25 protein-coding genes are annotated in these 17,707 nt (G+C 47.1%); 3 read left to right on the forward strand and 22 right to left on the reverse strand.

Going from position 1 to position 17,707, the window contains the following annotated elements; genetic code table 11:
* Positions 1-100: 100 nt before the first annotated feature.
* From F3H97_RS06075 to aroQ, 10 genes are all read right to left on the reverse strand, one after another.
* Positions 101-979 (reverse strand): polyprenyl synthetase family protein, encoded by an 879-nt coding sequence (locus F3H97_RS06075; RefSeq protein WP_196430848.1) that lies wholly within the window; start codon positions 977-979, stop codon positions 101-103.
* A complete protein-coding gene (xseB, locus tag F3H97_RS06080; protein ID WP_012726571.1) occupies positions 976-1,200 on the reverse strand; it encodes an exodeoxyribonuclease VII small subunit in 225 nt (74 codons plus the stop codon). Before xseB ends, F3H97_RS06075 begins: the two co-directional genes overlap by 4 nt.
* Entirely contained in the window at positions 1,175-2,521 is a 1,347-nt protein-coding gene (gene xseA / locus F3H97_RS06085) for an exodeoxyribonuclease VII large subunit (protein ID WP_196430849.1), read from the reverse strand. The genes xseB and xseA overlap by 26 nt, the downstream gene beginning before the upstream one ends.
* A complete protein-coding gene (gene folD / locus F3H97_RS06090) occupies positions 2,514-3,350 on the reverse strand; it encodes a bifunctional methylenetetrahydrofolate dehydrogenase/methenyltetrahydrofolate cyclohydrolase FolD (protein WP_196430850.1) in 837 nt (278 codons plus the stop codon). The genes xseA and folD overlap by 8 nt, the downstream gene beginning before the upstream one ends.
* A 64-nt stretch (positions 3,351-3,414) precedes the next feature.
* A complete protein-coding gene (nusB, locus tag F3H97_RS06095) occupies positions 3,415-3,801 on the reverse strand; it encodes a transcription antitermination factor NusB (protein ID WP_196430851.1) in 387 nt (128 codons plus the stop codon).
* A 112-nt stretch (positions 3,802-3,913) separates the two neighbouring features.
* Entirely contained in the window at positions 3,914-5,257 is a 1,344-nt protein-coding gene (gene accC, locus F3H97_RS06100; protein ID WP_012726575.1) for an acetyl-CoA carboxylase biotin carboxylase subunit, read from the reverse strand.
* A 7-nt stretch (positions 5,258-5,264) separates the two neighbouring features.
* Entirely contained in the window at positions 5,265-5,714 is a 450-nt protein-coding gene (accB, locus tag F3H97_RS06105) for an acetyl-CoA carboxylase biotin carboxyl carrier protein (RefSeq protein ID WP_196430852.1), read from the reverse strand.
* 117 nt (positions 5,715-5,831) lie between these two features.
* Positions 5,832-6,398, reverse strand: a complete 567-nt coding sequence (gene efp, locus F3H97_RS06110) for an elongation factor P (protein WP_012726577.1) — start codon at positions 6,396-6,398, stop codon at positions 5,832-5,834.
* 29 nt (positions 6,399-6,427) lie between these two features.
* Positions 6,428-7,495: a M24 family metallopeptidase gene (locus tag F3H97_RS06115; protein WP_159563645.1), complete on the reverse strand. Its 1,068-nt coding sequence runs from the start codon at positions 7,493-7,495 to the stop codon at positions 6,428-6,430.
* Positions 7,491-7,928, reverse strand: coding sequence for a type II 3-dehydroquinate dehydratase (aroQ, locus tag F3H97_RS06120; RefSeq protein ID WP_159562463.1), 438 nt, complete (start codon positions 7,926-7,928; stop codon positions 7,491-7,493). Before aroQ ends, F3H97_RS06115 begins: the two co-directional genes overlap by 5 nt.
* A gap of 142 nt (positions 7,929-8,070) precedes the next feature.
* Here aroQ and F3H97_RS06125 point away from each other — a divergent pair, with 142 nt between their 5' ends.
* Both F3H97_RS06125 and F3H97_RS06130 read left to right on the forward strand, forming a co-directional pair.
* The gene (locus tag F3H97_RS06125) at positions 8,071-9,012 is read left to right on the forward strand and encodes a DUF1385 domain-containing protein (RefSeq protein ID WP_159562464.1); all 942 of its coding nucleotides are present in this window, start codon (positions 8,071-8,073) and stop codon (positions 9,010-9,012) included.
* Between the two features lie 14 nt (positions 9,013-9,026).
* Positions 9,027-9,437, forward strand: a complete 411-nt coding sequence (locus F3H97_RS06130) for an SA1362 family protein (RefSeq protein ID WP_159562465.1) — start codon at positions 9,027-9,029, stop codon at positions 9,435-9,437.
* 23 nt (positions 9,438-9,460) lie between these two features.
* Here F3H97_RS06130 and hpt read toward each other — a convergent pair whose 3' ends face one another.
* Together hpt and mntR are read right to left on the reverse strand one after the other, a co-directional pair.
* Positions 9,461-9,988, reverse strand: coding sequence for a hypoxanthine phosphoribosyltransferase (gene hpt / locus F3H97_RS06135; RefSeq protein WP_159562466.1), 528 nt, complete (start codon positions 9,986-9,988; stop codon positions 9,461-9,463).
* Positions 9,989-10,162: 174 nt separating this feature from the next.
* Positions 10,163-10,591 (reverse strand): transcriptional regulator MntR, encoded by a 429-nt coding sequence (mntR, locus tag F3H97_RS06140; RefSeq protein ID WP_159562467.1) that lies wholly within the window; start codon positions 10,589-10,591, stop codon positions 10,163-10,165.
* Between the two features lie 163 nt (positions 10,592-10,754).
* Between mntR and F3H97_RS06145 the strand changes: the two genes are divergently transcribed.
* A complete protein-coding gene (locus F3H97_RS06145; protein ID WP_012726584.1) occupies positions 10,755-11,135 on the forward strand; it encodes a rhodanese-like domain-containing protein in 381 nt (126 codons plus the stop codon).
* A gap of 41 nt (positions 11,136-11,176) precedes the next feature.
* Here the strand turns inward: F3H97_RS06145 and gcvPB are convergent, their stop codons facing one another.
* The 10 genes from gcvPB to F3H97_RS06195 form a co-directional block, all read right to left on the reverse strand.
* The gene (gene gcvPB, locus F3H97_RS06150; protein WP_196430853.1) at positions 11,177-12,652 is read right to left on the reverse strand and encodes an aminomethyl-transferring glycine dehydrogenase subunit GcvPB; all 1,476 of its coding nucleotides are present in this window, start codon (positions 12,650-12,652) and stop codon (positions 11,177-11,179) included.
* On the reverse strand, positions 12,652-13,989 hold the full coding sequence (gene gcvPA / locus F3H97_RS06155) for an aminomethyl-transferring glycine dehydrogenase subunit GcvPA (protein WP_196431846.1): 1,338 nt from the start codon (positions 13,987-13,989) through the stop codon (positions 12,652-12,654). Before gcvPA ends, gcvPB begins: the two co-directional genes overlap by 1 nt.
* 25 nt (positions 13,990-14,014) lie before the next feature.
* Positions 14,015-15,091: a glycine cleavage system aminomethyltransferase GcvT gene (gene gcvT, locus F3H97_RS06160; protein ID WP_074037908.1), complete on the reverse strand. Its 1,077-nt coding sequence runs from the start codon at positions 15,089-15,091 to the stop codon at positions 14,015-14,017.
* A 148-nt stretch (positions 15,092-15,239) separates the two neighbouring features.
* Positions 15,240-15,578 (reverse strand): hypothetical protein, encoded by a 339-nt coding sequence (locus tag F3H97_RS06165; protein ID WP_074036691.1) that lies wholly within the window; start codon positions 15,576-15,578, stop codon positions 15,240-15,242.
* Positions 15,575-16,063, reverse strand: a complete 489-nt coding sequence (locus F3H97_RS06170; RefSeq protein ID WP_031423319.1) for a shikimate kinase — start codon at positions 16,061-16,063, stop codon at positions 15,575-15,577. The genes F3H97_RS06165 and F3H97_RS06170 overlap by 4 nt, the downstream gene beginning before the upstream one ends.
* The gene (locus tag F3H97_RS06175) at positions 16,056-16,355 is read right to left on the reverse strand and encodes a hypothetical protein (protein WP_143180238.1); all 300 of its coding nucleotides are present in this window, start codon (positions 16,353-16,355) and stop codon (positions 16,056-16,058) included. The genes F3H97_RS06170 and F3H97_RS06175 overlap by 8 nt, the downstream gene beginning before the upstream one ends.
* The gene (locus F3H97_RS06180) at positions 16,319-16,735 is read right to left on the reverse strand and encodes a hypothetical protein (RefSeq protein ID WP_074036689.1); all 417 of its coding nucleotides are present in this window, start codon (positions 16,733-16,735) and stop codon (positions 16,319-16,321) included. The genes F3H97_RS06175 and F3H97_RS06180 overlap by 37 nt, the downstream gene beginning before the upstream one ends.
* A 13-nt stretch (positions 16,736-16,748) precedes the next feature.
* Positions 16,749-16,985, reverse strand: a complete 237-nt coding sequence (locus F3H97_RS06185; protein ID WP_074036688.1) for a hypothetical protein — start codon at positions 16,983-16,985, stop codon at positions 16,749-16,751.
* Positions 16,972-17,388: a prepilin-type cleavage/methylation domain-containing protein gene (locus F3H97_RS06190; RefSeq protein WP_230872822.1), complete on the reverse strand. Its 417-nt coding sequence runs from the start codon at positions 17,386-17,388 to the stop codon at positions 16,972-16,974. Before F3H97_RS06190 ends, F3H97_RS06185 begins: the two co-directional genes overlap by 14 nt.
* 11 nt (positions 17,389-17,399) lie before the next feature.
* Positions 17,400-17,702, reverse strand: coding sequence for a prepilin-type N-terminal cleavage/methylation domain-containing protein (locus F3H97_RS06195; RefSeq protein WP_074036684.1), 303 nt, complete (start codon positions 17,700-17,702; stop codon positions 17,400-17,402).
* Positions 17,703-17,707: the final 5 nt, after the last annotated feature.

The raw sequence follows: 17,707 nt of genomic DNA on the forward strand, positions 1-17,707 counted from the left end.
TTTTACTGATTCGTACCTTACATTTTACAAGAATGTGACGGCATATGCCACACATTCCCCAAAACAAAGGTGACACGATGTGCTCATCGTGTCACCGAGGTCAATGATTTCGTTTCACTACAAATGATAGCATCTCAAGAAGCAACGGCGCTGGAACTGAAAGTGATTCAATTGCAGCGTGTGCCGCTCCCACTTCTTGCTCAAGAGCTTGCTTCGCTCCCTCTAAGCCGAGAAGCTTCGGATAAGTCGTCTTGTCATTCAATTCATCTGAGCCGACGCGTTTTCCGATTGCTTGTTCATCTCCGACGACATCGAGGATATCGTCTTGAATCTGAAAAGCGATGCCAAGATGACGTCCGAACTGTTTGAGGTGCATCCGATCTTCCACCGATGCCCCTGCCAAAATCGCACCGGCTTCAAGTGCATAGACGAGTAGCGCACCTGTCTTCCGTTCATGAATGGATTGGAGATCTTCAAGTGTGACGTCGTTCCGCTTTTCAGCCAGCATATCATCCAACTGCCCACCGACCATACCTGAGCTACCGGCCGCCAATCCGAAAATACGAATAATCTCGACGACATCTAGCGCAGGGAGTGGCACCTGTGTGAGAATACGGAATGCGTCCGTCAATAAGGCGTCCCCAGCCAAAATAGCGGTCGCTTCATCAAACTGACGATGATTGGTCGGTCGTCCACGACGAAGATCGTCATCATCCATGGCCGGCAAATCATCATGGATGAGTGAGTATGTATGAACCATCTCTAAACTCGCCGCCACCTCTCGTCCTCGCTCGAGTGACATGCTATACGTTTCAAGGACGGCATAGACGAGAGCAGGACGAATGCGTTTCCCGCCAGCCTCTAAAGAATACGTCATTGCGTCTCGTAATCGTTTCGGCATCTCACTCGACTCAATGAGTTCCTGCATCGCCAGTTCGACGGTCCGTTTCCACTTGTTCAAGTCATCGGTACGGTTCATGCGGATCCTCCTTTTTCACGAAGCGTCCCATCAAGTTCTAAAATTTCATCCATTTTTTTCTCGGCGGCAGAGAGTTTTGTCTGGCACAATGCAGACAAGCGGACACCTTCCTCATATAGGGTCATCGCTTCCTCTAATGGGACATCACCGCTCTCGAGTTGCGCGACGATCTGTTCGAGGCGCTCGAGCGCCGCCTCAAATGTCTGTTCTTTCTTCGTCACCGACAATCCTCTCCTTCACCTCAGCGATTGCATGACCATCCCGAAAACGAATCGAGACATCACCATCGCGTAATTGTTTCACGTTCTGCACATAGATCCCATCTTGTTCGATGAACGTATATCCACGTGACAAGACGGCGAGTGGACTGACTGCATGCAATCGTCCAACCTGTTGTGCAAATTGAAGCGTTGCTTGTTCTAATGGCTTCGTTCGACGGAGTCGCTCGACCATATGATTGACTTCTTCCCCTTGCTTGGACAACGTTTTTGAAAATCGTTTAACATCTAGCTGCTGTGACAACTGACGGAGCTGATGAGTGGCTTGGGTGAGATGTCGCCTCATCCCTTGCTCGAGACGGATTTCCGACTGGGCGAATCGTTCCCGTTTCTGAGATATCGTGTACCTCGGTGATTTTAATCCATAGCTATTGATCATCCGTTCCACACGGGTTCGCGAATCATCCAATTGGTCTCTGACGGCTTTGTGCAGATGGTTATCCAAACGTTCTACATCTTTTCGCTGCGCATCAATCATCGCGGTAGCGAGTTCAGCCGCCGCTGTCGGAGTCGCAGCCCGAACATCGGCAACGAAATCCGAAAGCGTAAAGTCTGTCTCGTGACCGACAGCAGAAATGATGGGAATCGTGGACGCATAAATCGCCTCCACCACAACATCTTCATTAAATGCCCAAAGCTCCTCAATAGAACCACCACCGCGACCGACAATGAGTACATCACAATCGGTGCGTTCGTTCATCCAGCGAATGGCAGAAGCAACTTGTGGAGCCGCCATTTCGCCCTGTACAGCAACAGGGGCGAACGTAATCGCCACATGTGGTGCACGACGTCGAAGTGTGGTTGCGATATCGTGTAGCGCCGCACCTTTTGGAGACGTCACGATTCCAACGCGCTCTGGAAACGTCGGGAGCGGGTGCTTCCGCTCCTCGTCAAACCATCCCATCTCCTCTAATTCACGCTTTCTCGCCTCATATCGCTCAAACAATAGACCGATTCCGTCTTGTCGCATCAATTCGACATATAGTTGGACATCTCCCGTAGCCTCATACATCGTCACCTTTGAGACGGCGATGACTTTCATTCCATCTTTCGGTTCGAATTGAAGTTGTTTGGCATCGCGAGAAAACATGACAGCTTTCATCCGAGACGCGTCATCTTTCAACGTGAAATAACAATGACCGGATGAATAACGTTTGAAATTTGAGATTTCACCGATGACCGCGACTTGTCGAAGCAATACATCATCATCAAGTTGTCGCTTCACATATCGAACAACTTCAGAAACCGGAAGTGGATTAGCCACGTGATGCAACCTCGACCGTATTATGCATGAGCATCGTGATGGTCATCGGACCGACACCACCCGGAACAGGGGTGATGGCACTCGCCTTCTCCTTAACAGCTTCATAGTCCACGTCACCGACTAGACGACCTTCGACCCGATTGACTCCGACATCGATGACAAGCGCGCCTGGTTTGACCATGTCTGCTGTGACTAAACCAGCGCGTCCGACAGCGACAATCAAAATGTCCGCTTGGCGTGTCATCTCACCGAGGTCAGCTGTTTTTGAATGACAATATGTGACCGTTGCTGATTCATTCAAGAACAACATGCCTACCGGTTTACCGACAATCTGACTACGACCGACGACGACAACGTGCTTTCCGGCGATCTCGGTCTGTGTTTTTGCGAGATGCAAGATGCCGTGCGGCGTGCACGGGAGTAGCGTATCAAGTCCGAGCATCATCTTCCCAACATTCTCAGGATGAAAGCCATCGACGTCCTTTTCTGGGGAGATGCGCATGATGACTCGTGATTCGTCGATGTGTTTCGGCAGAGGGAGTTGCACGAGAATCCCGTGAACTTCTTCATCCGCATTCATCAAGTCAATCAAGTCAAGCAATTCCTTCTCGCTAATCGTCTCATCAAAACGGAGGACTTGTGAATCGATTCCGATTTCTTCTGCCGCCCGTTCCTTCCCGCGTACATAGCTATGACTTGCTGGGTCATCCCCAATCAACACAACTTTCAGTTTCGGTACGATGCCACGTGCGCGAAGTGCTGCCACACGTTCTTTTAACGTTTCTCGATATGATGCTGCCACTTGTTTCCCGTCGATCACTACTGCCATCTCTCTCATCCCCCGTTGTCTTTAGGTTTTTCTGTAGTTGGTCTGGTGTCTTATCTCTATTTTTTTAGTCTTCTTTAATGATGTTACCGAGTACGCCATTCACGAGTTTGCCGGCTTCTTCGTCCGCGAACGATTTCGCGAGTTCGACCGCTTCGTTGATGGTGACGTTTTCTGGAATCGTCTCGACGTATAACAATTCGAACGTTGCCATTCGAAGAATCGTACGCTCGACGTTTCCGAGGCGATCTAACCGCCAGTTTTTCAAGTTTTCAACTAGTAACGCATCGATATCTTCAATATGTTCTAGCGTCCCTGTGACGAGTTGTTCGTAAAACGGATCAGACTCTGCTCCATCCAATGCGAACTCGATTGCTTCGTCCACCTCTAATTTAGATACTTCGATTTGAAAAAGCGTTTGAATCGCTTTCTCTCGTGCTTCATGACGTTTCATTCAGTTACTCTCCTTTTACATGCTTTCATTGTGATAGTTTAGCATAAAGCACTCATAAATTCAGTACAAAAAACCAGGAAACCGAAATAATGTTCGGGCTTCCTGGTTCACGTTATTTTGCCAATGACATTTCTTTTTCAACGAATTTCGTATCGAACGTACCGATGCGGAACTGCTCATGTGCCATGACTTGTTGATGAAACGGAATCGTCGTTTTAATTCCCGAAACCGTAAACTCATCCAAAGCACGCAACATTTTCAGAATGGCCTCATCACGCGTTGGTGCATGAACAATCAACTTCGCTACCATCGAGTCATAGAACGGCGGGATCATCGCTCCTGCATAGAGTCCGCTATCGACACGGACACCCATACCGCCTGGAACGATATATTGGTCAATCTTCCCTGCCATCGGACGGAAGTCCATAAATGGGTCCTCCGCGTTGATTCGACATTCGATGGAATGTCCTGAGAACGTAATGTCCTCTTGTGAGATGGCAAGTGGATGTCCGAGCGCCACTTCAAGCTGCGCTTGAACGAGATCGAATCCTGTGATCATCTCGGTGACGGGATGCTCGACTTGGATCCGGGTATTCATCTCCATGAAATAAAACTCGTTTGATTCTGGAACGTAAATGAACTCGATTGTTCCCGCTCCCGAGTACTGAATGGCTTTTGCCGCTTTGACGGCCGCATCCCCCATCAATTGACGTGTCGTTTCATCAATCGCAGGTGATGGCGCCTCTTCAACTAGTTTTTGCATGCGACGTTGGATTGTACAATCACGTTCACCTAAGTGAATGACGTTACCGAATTGGTCGGCTAGAACCTGCACTTCGACGTGACGGAACGACTCGATGAACTTTTCGAGATACACGTCACCATTCCCGAACGCCTGCTTCGCTTCTTTACGTGTCGCGACCAATCCTGAAACGAGTTCGTCCTCGTCTCGAGCGACGCGAATGCCACGTCCTCCACCGCCGGCTGTCGCCTTGATGATGACCGGATAGCCCATCTCACGCGCGAGTTCCATCGCTTCTTCGTCTGTGACGACACCACTTGAACCTGGAACGACAGGAACCCCTGACTCGATCATCGTTCGTTTGGCTTCATCCTTGATTCCCATTTTGCGAATCGCATAGCTGCTTGGGCCGACAAATTGAATTCCACACGCCTCGCACATCTCAGCGAACTCGGCATTTTCAGCCAAAAAGCCGTAACCCGGATGTACCATCGTCGCATCCACGGCGCAGGCGACTGATAAAATATTAGGGATATTCAAATAGGAGTCCTTCGATGGATTCGGACCGATGCAATAAGCCTCGTCAGCCAGATGAACATGTAACGCTTCACGATCTGCCTCAGAGAAGACAGCGACCGTCGGAATATTCAATTCTTTTGCTGCACGTATGATTCGAACCGCGATTTCCCCGCGGTTAGCAATTAATAATTTCATAACGACCTCACTTCACGCTGAAGAGCGGTTGACCGAATTCGACGAGATCGCCATCGGCGACTAACACCTCTACGATTTCGCCACTGATTTCCGCTTCGACATCGTTAAACAGTTTCATCGCCTCTAGAATACAAACGATTTGTCCTGACTCGACACGATCGCCGACGTTCACGAACACTTCTTTATCCGGGGCCGGACGTGAATAGAACGTTCCGACCATCGGCGAGGTGATTGTACGATAAGACGCCTTTTCTAGCGTCGGTTCTTCTGTTTGTTCATTTACTTGAGGAGCAGGCGCAGGCGGTGCGAATGCTTGTGTCTGCATGATAGGCGCGCTCACTGTTTGTTGCGCTTCTTTCTTTAATGACAGTTTGAAATCAGATGTTTCAAGCTCCATTTCATGGACTGATGATTGGTCCAATAATTGAATAAGCTCTTTAATTTGATCGATTTGCATCTTTCTTACCCCCTGTTTATACCTGGTACTAATCTCTCCTTCACTATAACTGGTCAGACCAATGAATGCAACGAGAAAAAAAGAGCACCCATTCATTCGAATGAGCACTCGTAAGGATTAACCGTTATAACGACCCATGAACTCTCCAGTACGTGTATCGACTGTCACTTTTTCACCTGGTTCGATGAAAAGTGGCACTTGAATGACATGTCCTGTTTCCACTGTCGCGTTTTTCTTCACGTTCGATGCCGTGTCACCTTTTACGCCTGGGTCTGCTTCGACGATTGTCAAGACAACGCTCGTTGGAAGCTCGATTCCAAGAATCTCCCCTTCGTAGTCCGCGATGCTGACTTCCATGTTCTCAAGCAAATATGGAAGTGCTGATTTGACTTGAGCGCTTGTCAATTCAAGTTGCTCGTATGATTCATTGTCCATGAAGACATACGTGTCGCCCATTGGATAAAGATATTGCATGCGTTTACGCTCGATGTGTGCGCGTTCGATTTTTTCTCCACCACGGAACGTCGTTTCTTGGATTGCACCGTTACGCAAGTTACGCATTTTCGTACGAACGAATGCCGCTCCTTTACCCGGTTTTACGTGTTGGAACTCGATGACTTGCCAAATCGAACCGTCAGACGTTTTGACCGTCAATCCTGTTTTTAAATCGTTAACTGATACCATATTGATTTCCTCCTAAATTCAGATGAAGCTTATGCCTCGATCGTAATTAACTCTTTTGGCGACTGTGTCAGACGGTAGCATCCGTCTTCTGTGATGACGACATCGTCTTCAATCCGGCAACCACCGACACCGTTGATGTAAATACCCGGCTCGATCGTTACGACCATACCAGGTTCGAGCACCGTTTCCGAACGGAACGATAATCCTGGGGCCTCATGCACTTCCATTCCAAGACCATGTCCTGTCGAGTGGCCGAAGTACTCGCCATATCCAGCTTCTTTAATAATATCGCGTGTCAATGCATCCGCTTCAATGCCAGTGATTCCGGCACGTGTGCCTTCTACACCAGCAAGTTGGGCACGAAGTACCGTATCGTAGATTTGACGCAACTCATCCGAAATCGGACCGATTGCAAGCGTACGCGTGATATCTGAGCAGTACCCTTTATAGTAAGCACCGAAATCAAGCGTAACCAATTCTCCAGATTCGATGACTTTATCACTTGCCACACCGTGTGGTAGTGCCGAACGGAGACCCGAGGCGACAATCATGTCGAACGATGACGAGTCAGCACCTTTTGAACGCATGAACATTTCGAGTTCGTTCGCGACTTCTCTCTCGGTACGACCAGGACGAATGAACGTCTGGATATGGGCGTACGCCGCATCAGCGATTGCCGCAGCTTCCTTCATAATCTTAATCTCTGATTCATCCTTAATCAAGCGCAGTTTTTCTACGATTCCAGACGTTTCAATAAGTTGAGCGTCGACATCTTTTTCATAGGCACGATATTGCCCCACTGTCATCGCATCCTGCTCGATGCCAAGGCGCTTGATGGATTCACGGGACACGACATCTGCTACCGACTTGATGAGTGATGTATCAAGCTCAATGATGTCGTACCCTTTTACTTGATCGTTCGCTTGTTCCGTGTAACGGAAGTCCGTGATGAAACTTGCCGAATTCGACGTGATGACTATGACACCGCTCGACCCGGTGAAACCAGATAAGTAGCGGATATTCTCACGTTTTGTGACGAGTAATGCATCAATCTCGTTTTTTCCTAACTGTGCTTGCAGTTTGTTTACGCGTTCAATCATGTCGATTCCTCCAATGTTCGATTAGTGCATGCAGCGCTAACGTATAGCTCGTGAGTCCAAAACCGGTAATGACACCGATACAGACGGCAGCAAGTTTCGACTCATGCCGAAAAGCCTCGCGTGCATGCACGTTCGAGATATGTACTTCAACGACTGGGGCAGCGATAGCGGATATGGCATCCCGGATCGCGATTGATGTATGCGTATAGGCACCTGCATTCAATATGACACCCTCATAATCAAAAGCGTCATGTAGCGCATCAATTAAATCTCCCTCATGATTCGATTGTTTAAAGGTGAGTTCGACGTCTTCTGGAGCGCGCAGCATCAGTTCTGCCGCCAAACCTTTCAACGACACCTCGCCATATACATCCGGTTCACGACGACCCAGTAGATTTAAATTCGGTCCATTTAAAACTAAAATCCGCAACCTTCTTCCCCCCTCGTTCGTCAAGTCTCATCTATTGTAACAAATTTATCGAAAGAACGTGAATCGAGCCTTCTGCCCTTTCGCTTTTTTTACAAATCACGGTATAATTCAAGTACAACATTTGAAGAATCGAGGAAAGTGAATGAATTCCAAACCAACCATCCCAGTCGGGGGACAGGCGCTCGTGGAAGGCGTCATGTTTCAAGGCCGCTCTGAAAGCGCATCTGCCATCCGGCGAAAAGATGGCTCGATTGAAACATTCGAGCAAGCACGCATTCTTGTCCCTTGGGTCCAATCTTTAAAAAAAGTACCTTTCTTGAGAGGGATTGTCGCGCTGTATGAATCGTTAAAGAACGGTTCTGCACATATGAACTTTGCGAGCGATCGATATGATGTCGATCCAAGTGAAGATACGAACACGAACGAAGACCAAAAACAGAGCATATGGATGATTGCCTTCATCGCAATCGTCGGTGTCATCTCGTACGTTTTTGGTAAATTGATTTTCAATGTGACGCCAGCACTTCTCGCGGCCATGTTTCAAGACGTACCTTTATTTTCCGGACATGTGATTCAAAACCTCCTTGAAGGGGGAATAAAATTAGTATTGTTACTCAGCTACCTTTACTTGATATCATTGACGCCACTCATTAAGCGTGTCTTCCAATATCACGGCGCTGAGCATAAAGTCATCAATTGCTATGAATCCGGGCGTCCGGTCACGGTTGAACAAGTACGCCAAAGCTCGCGATTGCATTATCGCTGTGGCTCAAGCTTCATTTTATTCACCGTCTTCGTCGGGATCGGCGTTTACATGATTGTGCCAATTGACCCGCTCTGGTTGCGACTCGTCAGCCGAATCGCGCTATTGCCGGTCGTCATCGGAATCTCATTTGAAGTCCTGCAGTTTACCAACCGTTTCCGCGACCATCGCTTTCTGTCATTCCTTGGCAAACCGGGCCTGTCGCTCCAATTATTGACGACACGAGAACCAAATGATGAGCAGATTCAAGTCGCGATTGAAGCATTTGAAACATGGGAACGAAAAGAGTTAGGAGAATCGGTCATTCATAGAGAGGGATAAGAGGAGGAAGCACCATGATCAGACAAAGAGTCGGTTCGATCGCTGCAACAATCGTGTTTATCCTTGGCTTCATCGGGGTCGGGCATATGCTTGCCACCGATCCAGGTCGCCTGTTTAGACAATTGTTGTTCATCGGGATATTCGGGTTAGTCTTTTATGTGATCTATCGCGTCTTCATGGCACCACGTATGTCTGCAGAAGATGCACGCTATCGTAAAACCGCGCAAGCCTCAAAAAAACGAATGCAGGGAAGTCGCGGTCCTCAAGTCAAACCTTCCGCTTCCGCTAAAAACCGGAAAGGGAAGAAACCTGGTTCGAACGTCACCAAGTTATCTAAACGTTCAACCGTACATCGTAGCAATCCTCCACACCTAACAGTGATTGAAGGAAAAAAAGGGAAGAAGAAAAAGAAAGCAAACATGTAAAAGGAGCGCCACGGCGCTCCTTTTTATGTTGTTTCTACATATCCGATATATGGCAGATTCCGATATTGTTCCGCGTAATCGATCCCATACCCGATGACGAACTCATCAGGAATCTCGAATCCGACATAGTCTGCGTCCAACTGAACGAGTCGACGCGCCGGCTTGTCCAGAAGCGTACAAATTTTCAACTGTTTCGGTTGATGGAGCTCCATATGTTTACATAAGAATTTCAACGTCTGTCCCGTGTCGATGATGTCCTCGATAATGACAACATACTTTCCTTCCACATCTAAATCCAAGTCCTTTCGAAGCTGCACACTCCCACTCGAGACCGACTTTTTCCCATAAGAAGACGTCGCGACCGTATCGAGCTGAACGCTCCCTTTCATGTATCGCATCAAGTCTGCCGCAAAGACCATCGAGCCTTTTAATACGGCGACGATCACAATCGGTATCCCCTCTGCATCGTTCTCAATCTCTTCAGCCAATTCTTTCACACGTTTTTGAATCTGCTGTTCATCAAACAGTTTTCCTTTAATTTGAATCTCCATTTATCCGGCGAATGTTCGCCGTCACCCCCTATCTATTCAATCCACGATTCATCTTAACATAATGACGACTAAAAAATATACATTCTAAGATAAATATGAATGTTTCGTTCGTATTTTAGCGATATTGAGCAAAATAAAAAGCATCAATCGAGTTAGATTGATGCTTTTCACATATTATTCTTCTGAAGCTCGTTCTTGTTCCCGAAATTCTCTAAATTGATTCATGAGTTCAGGCTTATCTTCAAAAAATTCCACAAACTGTGTCATGCAGTCGAGCGTGTTCGAACTGAGATGGTGTTCGATACCCTCGACATCCTCGTACACATCTGCTTCATCTACTCCGATTAGACGTAAAAAAGACTCGAGCATCGCATGACGCTCGACCAATCGCTTCCCTACTTTTTGACCCTTTTTTGTAAGCATGAGACCACGATACTTTTCATACACAAGATATTCTTCACGGTCCAACTTTTGAACCATTTTGGTGACAGAGGAGGGATGGACCCCTAAATGTTCCGCAATATCAGATACACGCGCATAGCCTTTCTCTGACATCAATAAATAAATACGTTCTAAATAATCTTCCATACTCGGCGTCGGCATGGGCACGACCTCCCCTAATGTTCCGGTTTCCATTCCTTATTTTATCCTAATTAGAATGAAATCGAAAGGGAAAGCCCCGATTGATTGAGTCAATCATTGTCTCATGACCTTAATTTCATTATAATGAGATATGGTAACTTTGAAAGAGAAGGGAAGAACATCTATGGGACTCGAAACAATCCTCGTCATCCTCCTATGGGTTGCCTTGATCGCCTACATCGTATGGCGTTTCATGCCAGCTCGCGGGTTGAAAAAAATGAAACAAGAAGAATTCCGTGCCTCACTCCGTAAAGGTCAGTTGATTGACGTGCGTGAACCGAACGAATACAAAGGTGGACATATCGTTGGTGCCCGGAATATCCCGGTCGGCCAAATGAAACTACGCATGAAAGAACTGCGTAAAGATCAACCGATTTTAATTTACTGTCAAGGTAGTTCACGTTCAAACCAGGCGGCTAAACTCCTGATGAAGAACGGATACAACAATATCTACATGCTCGAAGGCGGCTTCAAGAACTGGAAGGGCAAGATTAAAAAAGCATAAAAAAACGGGCGGGTCGATTCAATCATCGACTCGCCCTTTCTTTATTTTACAGATGACGCCTCACGACGCTCATATTTCAAGACCGGTTTACGGGCAGCGAGTGTCTCGTCCATCCGTTTAACGACCGTCGTATGAGGAGCAGTCTGAACGATTTCCGGATTCTCTTCCGCCTCTCTGGCAATTTGGAGCATCGCATCACAGAACGCATCGAGTGTTTCTTTTGATTCTGTCTCTGTCGGTTCCACCATGATACATTCCTCGACATTTAATGGGAAATAGATTGTCGGTGGGTGGTAACCGAAGTCAAGAAGGCGTTTAGCGATATCGAGTGTACGAACACCAAGGGCTTTTTGACGCTTCCCTGACAAGACAAATTCGTGTTTGCAATACGTATCATATGGCACGTCGAACGCATCTTTTAGTCGCGCAAACATATAGTTGGCGTTGAGGACCGCTTCACGGGATACCCGCGTCAATCCTTCTGCGCCCATTGTCTTGATATAGCTGTACGCTCGAACGTTGATCCCGAAGTTTCCATAGAATGGTTTGATTCGCCCGATTGAATGTGGTCGGTCGTAATCGAGACCATATCCATCATCTGTTTTCGTCACAATTGGAGTCGGTAAGAATGGAATCAAGTCACGCTTCACCCCGACTGGACCTGAGCCTGGACCTCCACCGCCGTGAGGCCCTGTGAACGTCTTATGCAAGTTCAAGTGGACGACGTCAAAGCCCATGTCCCCAGGACGTGCGATTCCAAGAATCGCGTTTGAGTTCGCGCCATCATAATACAGCTTCCCGCCAGCTTCATGAACGACTTTTGAGATTTCAAGGATATCCGCTTCAAATAGTCCAAGCGTATTCGGGTTTGTCAGCATGAGAGCAGCCGTATCCGCTCCAACTTTTGACTTCAAATCATCCAAATCGACGAGACCGCGCTCATCCGACTTGACGGTCACCGTCTCGAATCCAGCAACGACTGCGGACGCCGGGTTTGTCCCGTGCGCCGAATCTGGTACGAGTACTTTCGTACGAGCCGTATCCCCATTACGCTCATGGAACGCTTTAATCAACATAAGCCCCGTCCATTCCCCATGGGCACCTGCCGCTGGTTGGAGTGTGACTTCGTCCATCCCCGTGATTTCAGCGAGTTGCTCCTGTAAGTCCACCATGAGTTCGAGCGCACCTTGAATCGTCTCAACCGGTTGCAACGGGTGAATATGTGCAAATCCAGGAAGACGAGCCATATCTTCGTTCACTTTCGGATTATATTTCATCGTACACGAACCGAGCGGATAGAAGCCTGAATCGACCCCATGGTTTCGAGTAGACAGAGACGTGTAATGGCGAACGACATCAAGTTCAGACACTTCTGGAAGTTCCGCCGCCTCTTTCCGAATCATCGTAGCCGGTAACAACGTCTCAAGGTCAACCTCCGGGACAGTCGGTGTCGGCAAATTATATCCAGTTCGTCCTTCACGTGATACTTCAAAAATTAGCGTTTGCTCGTGTTGCATTATTTCATCCCCCCAACCACTTCGACAAACTGATCAATCTCTTCTTTCGTGCGCAATTCCGTCGCGCAAACCAACATTTGTGTCTGACGCTCCCCTTCATACGTACCAAGCGGTAGACCACCGATCATGCCGCGCTCGAGTAGATGGCGCGATACTTCTTCTGCATCACGTCCAAAATCCACGACGAACTCATTGAACATTGGTCCTTCGTCCACGATGTTGAATCCTGCAGCTTTTAACGCTTCTTTCATATAATGAGCGGTTTGAATATTCCGAACAGCCATATCACGAATTCCGTATTTCCCTAGAGCGGACATCGTGATTGAAGCAGCCAATGCATTAAGTGCTTGGTTTGAACAGATATTGGATGTCGCTTTATCACGGCGAATGTGCTGTTCCCGCGCCTGAAGCGTCAACACGAATCCGCGTTTGCCGTCCTCATCGACCGTTTGACCGACTAGTCGGCCCGGTAGTTTACGCATCAAAGATTTTTTGACCGCGAAGTATCCACATGACGGTCCACCAAAACTTTGCGGAATACCGAATGGCTGTGCATCTCCGACCGTGATGTCCGCACCGAGTGCTCCTGGTGACTCAAGAATCCCGAGGGCGAGCGGGTTGCTCGAAACGACGAATAGCGCGCCGGCTTCATGAGCCAATTCTGCTAATTTTTCTAAGTCTTCAATACGACCGTAGAAGTTTGGATATTGTACGACAAGACACGATGCATCCGTCAAATCGAGGTCAGATACATCCGTCACCCCGTTCTCCACATCTGTGTAATCAACGGATAGACCTGGTCCGTCAGCATACGTACGGATTACATCCTTTGCTTCAGGATGCACTGCACCGGAGACGACGACACGTTTTTTCTTCGTCTGCGCGCTCGCTAGGTAAGTCGCCTCAGCGAGAGCCGTGATCCCGTCGTACATCGAAGAGTTCGCGACGTCCATCCCTGTCAATTCACAAATCATTGTTTGGAATTCGAACATCGCCTGAAGTTCACCTTGTGAAATCTCAGGTTGATATGGCGTATACGCCGTATAGAATTCAGAACGCAAAAGCATGTGGTTCATCACACTCGGCGAAAGATGGTCATACATCCCTGCTCCAAGGAAGCTCGGGTATGATTTCGTATGTTTGTTTTTATCAGCTAACTTCGTCATATGACGAACGAGATCGACTTCCGGAAGCGGAGCCCCGATTGCCGCTAATGATGCTTGTTCGCGAAGTGTTTCTGGAATATCTGAAAGAAGCGCTTCGATTGAATCGACGCCGATTGTCTCTAACATGTCTCGTTCATCTTGTTCGGTCATCGGTAAATAACGAAATTCCATTCTGTTCATTCTGAATCCCCCTGTATCATTTCGTTCGTTTATAGAAAGGTGTCGGTACGCGTTCGGCTTCAATCTTTTTGCCACGGATGTCGATGACAAAACGCTCTTCATCTTTGTAACGTGCATCGACTCGTGCCCATGCGATTGATTCATTTACAGTCGGAGGCATCGTACCGGTCGTGACAACGCCGATTACATTCCCATCCAATTCGACTTGCGCCCCTTGACGGGCAATCCCACGACCTAACAATCTCAATCCAATCAATCGATTCGGAATGTTCTCTTTTTGAGTGACGAGTGCTTCCTTACCAACAAAGTCAGTATCTAGCTTGACGGCAAAGTTGAGATTCGCTTCGAATGGTGTGATCGACTCATCCAACTCATGACCGTAAAGCGGCAAGCACGCTTCGAAACGTAATGTATCGCGTGCGCCCAGCCCACATGGGGTAACACCCTCGGCTTCAAGCGCTTCCCAGATGGCAGAAATTGCTTCTGCTCGAGCATAAATCTCGAAGCCATCTTCCCCAGTATACCCACTTCTAGAGATGATCGATGGCACACCCGCCACGTCACCGTTCATGAATTTGAAGAACCCGATTTCGTCGAGTGCAACATTTGTGATGCTTTGAAGAACAGATTGTGCATTCGGTCCTTGAATCGCAATCTGACCATACTCATCAGATTCATTTGTCACAACCACGTCTCCCTTAACGTGTCGACGAATGTGCGCTTCATCCTTTTCAATATTTGAAGCATTGACGACGAGCCAATAAGCGTCCTCATCCAATCGATAGACAAGCAAATCGTCCACCACACCGCCGTCTTTTAGACAGAGAAGATTATACTGGGCTTGACCAACTTTAATCTTCGAGATATCATTCGTCACCAAGTTTTGAACTTGCTCAAGCGCGTCCGGCCCTTCGATTCGAATTTCTCCCATGTGAGATACATCAAACATCCCCACGTTTTGACGTACAGCCAAATGCTCTTCTTTAATCGAAGAGAACATAATCGGCATTTCAAATCCCGCAAAATCAACCATCTTCGCCTTCGGTTCGATTAATTCGAACAAAGGCGTACGTTTCAAAGTAACCTTTTCCATAATATCCCCCAATCCCGAACATAAAATGCTTTTGTTTTTGAAATCTTTCGTTTTCCATTCCACTTTAACAATTTTTATTCCTTCTGCATAGGTAAAAAGGCGAAAAAGAAAAAGGATGAAAAACGAAAACGTTTTCATCCTCATTATTTCATATTTTCGACTCGGTGGAAACGTCAGAACGTTCAATTCCAGCTGTCCGTTTGATTTCATGGGTTAGCTCAACGGCAGCTTGCTTTAATTCAATCGATTCATTCTTCGCATTGATCCCAAACTCTTTTATTTGAGTAACAGATCGATTGACCGCATCTACGTGTCCCTTGATTTCATTGACCTGTTGACCAATCACGTCTGCCCGAATTTTAAAACGTTCCGTCAGACGATTCAAACGACCAAATTCTGGTTTCATCTTGTTTTTGAACAAGAGATAACCGTATATCCCAAGTCCGATTAATGAAAATACGATGATGGCGAAATTAATCCAGATCATACTTTTTCCCCCTTTATACGGATGATTTGCTTGGCGATGTCTTCAGGCGGTTGAGATGCATCGATGGATACACTCGCTGTTCGATATAATCGATCGCGTCGTTGAAACAACGTCTGAACATCCTCCCGTCCTTTTTTAACAAGTGGTCGTGCAGAATCTTTGATTCGTTCCCAACACATGTCGAACGGAAGATTTAAATGGATCATCGTACCACGTTCTCGCATCCAACGTATATTTTCAGAGCGCTCCACCACTCCGCCACCTGTCAGGATATAGTCAGCAGTGACTTGTTGCAGTACTGTTGATTCAACATCACGAAACGCAGACTCACCAAAACGGTCAAAATATGTAGCGATATCCATTCCAGTCATGGACTCAATGACTAAATCAAGATCGATGACCTCCCCATATTCTTTTAGAAACGAGAATAAGGTAGATTTACCTGTACCCATAAACCCCACGATATAAAACGGGTTATCATTCATAAACCATCACCTCTTTATGCCGTTCGCCGGATGTTAACACAATGTCCACTTCAGTACGATTAGGTGCAATCGGACGACACGTCAGAGTTCCCGTCGGTTTATGCAACGTTAACGGTCGTTCAGCGCAACGCTCCTTCGCCAGTAACAAATGCGATTCAAAACGAATCGCTAAGATTTCCTCTGACAGTCGCCTCGTCGTTCGTTCCACATCAGTATACCAAAATAACGCGGCGCCGAGTAACCAAACAACAATGGTCAAGGTGATGACGAGAAAGAAGCCTGCTTCATGCACATGACATGCCGCTCTCTTCTGAACGATGAATCTTTCCATGAGATTCGAAATCCCTTTCCGACCGTTTCGACATGATACTGGTCGATTCCTCTTAAAAAGAGTAAGTTTCCTCCTCCATCTCCGACCATAACCAAATTGCCATTTACTTGTTTGATCGTCCATGACCATCGCTCCTCATCCGATTTGACGAAATCACCCCGTAACCGCCCTTCGTCAACACGACAGTTCTCGCTATCCATCAGACGGCGCACAATCAGTTGAGGTGTCGTATGATGATTCCATTTAGGCTGTTCATAAAGATGTTGACCGAGCGTGAGCAGTTCCACTAAAAGAAAAAGAAACATGGGAAGGATCAGCAAAACGAACGTCATTTCAATCATCGTAAAGCCTTTTTCATAATGTCGGCAGACAAAATCCTTTCTCACACACTTGCTCACGCCCTGTCGGTTCAGTGGCTTCAAGCAGAACCTCTCCTTGTAATCGTTCATAGATGAACAGCGTATCACTCAACCGTTGGATTCGTTCGTTCCCCTGCATGACAAATGATGTCAGAATGAAAATCCACCCCATGACCACCGCAAGACTGACACTTAGCTCCCATAATGAGAAACCCGATTCATCCACTTTCACGAATAATCACCTCCGGTTCATAAGTCCCGATTCGAAATTTGAGCGTCACCGATGTCTTTCCACTGACGAATTTCCACTGTCCCGCATAAGAAGCTGTCGCTTGTGAAAAGGTCAAAGTGTTGTACGTCGGAAGATATACATCCACACCATCAGGAACATCAACCTCCCTGACTACCTCTCGACCACACACAATCAGATAAGTTTGTTGTTTCGAAATCCAAATCAATCGTGGTACACAATCTCCCTCTTCTGAAATATAGGGAAATTGCCCAGCTTCTTGAATATTTGCTACCAATGAGTCCGTAAAATTGTAGAGCTCCATTCGTTCGAACGGTCTCGTACTCGGTGCACTGATCAATAGTAAGAACGACAGCACGACAAGTACCCAAGTTATTTCGACCAAGGTGTAGCCTTTCATTGTTTTTTTAAGGAGCCGTCAGTCGGTGAATACGTATAGGCGGAGGATTGACAACTATAAACGAGTGGGTCTGCAGCCGACGCACGCTTAATCACTTCTAACGTTTCAGGATAGGCTTTATGTTCCGCGTAATGCAAATTGATTTCAGATTCAACGATTCGAACACTACCTTCGCAACTCACTTGATCAGCACGAGATTTCCCGTCCGACAAAGAAGGGACAAGTAACAAGAGAAGAACTGATATAATGAGTAATACTGCCGCCATCTCAACTAATGTGAACCCACGCTCTTCCTTCATTTCAT

Origin of the sequence: Exiguobacterium sp. SRB7LM, from assembly GCF_015712685.1 — a bacterium.
GTDB classification, from domain to species: Bacteria; Bacillota; Bacilli; order Exiguobacteriales; family Exiguobacteriaceae; genus Exiguobacterium; species Exiguobacterium profundum.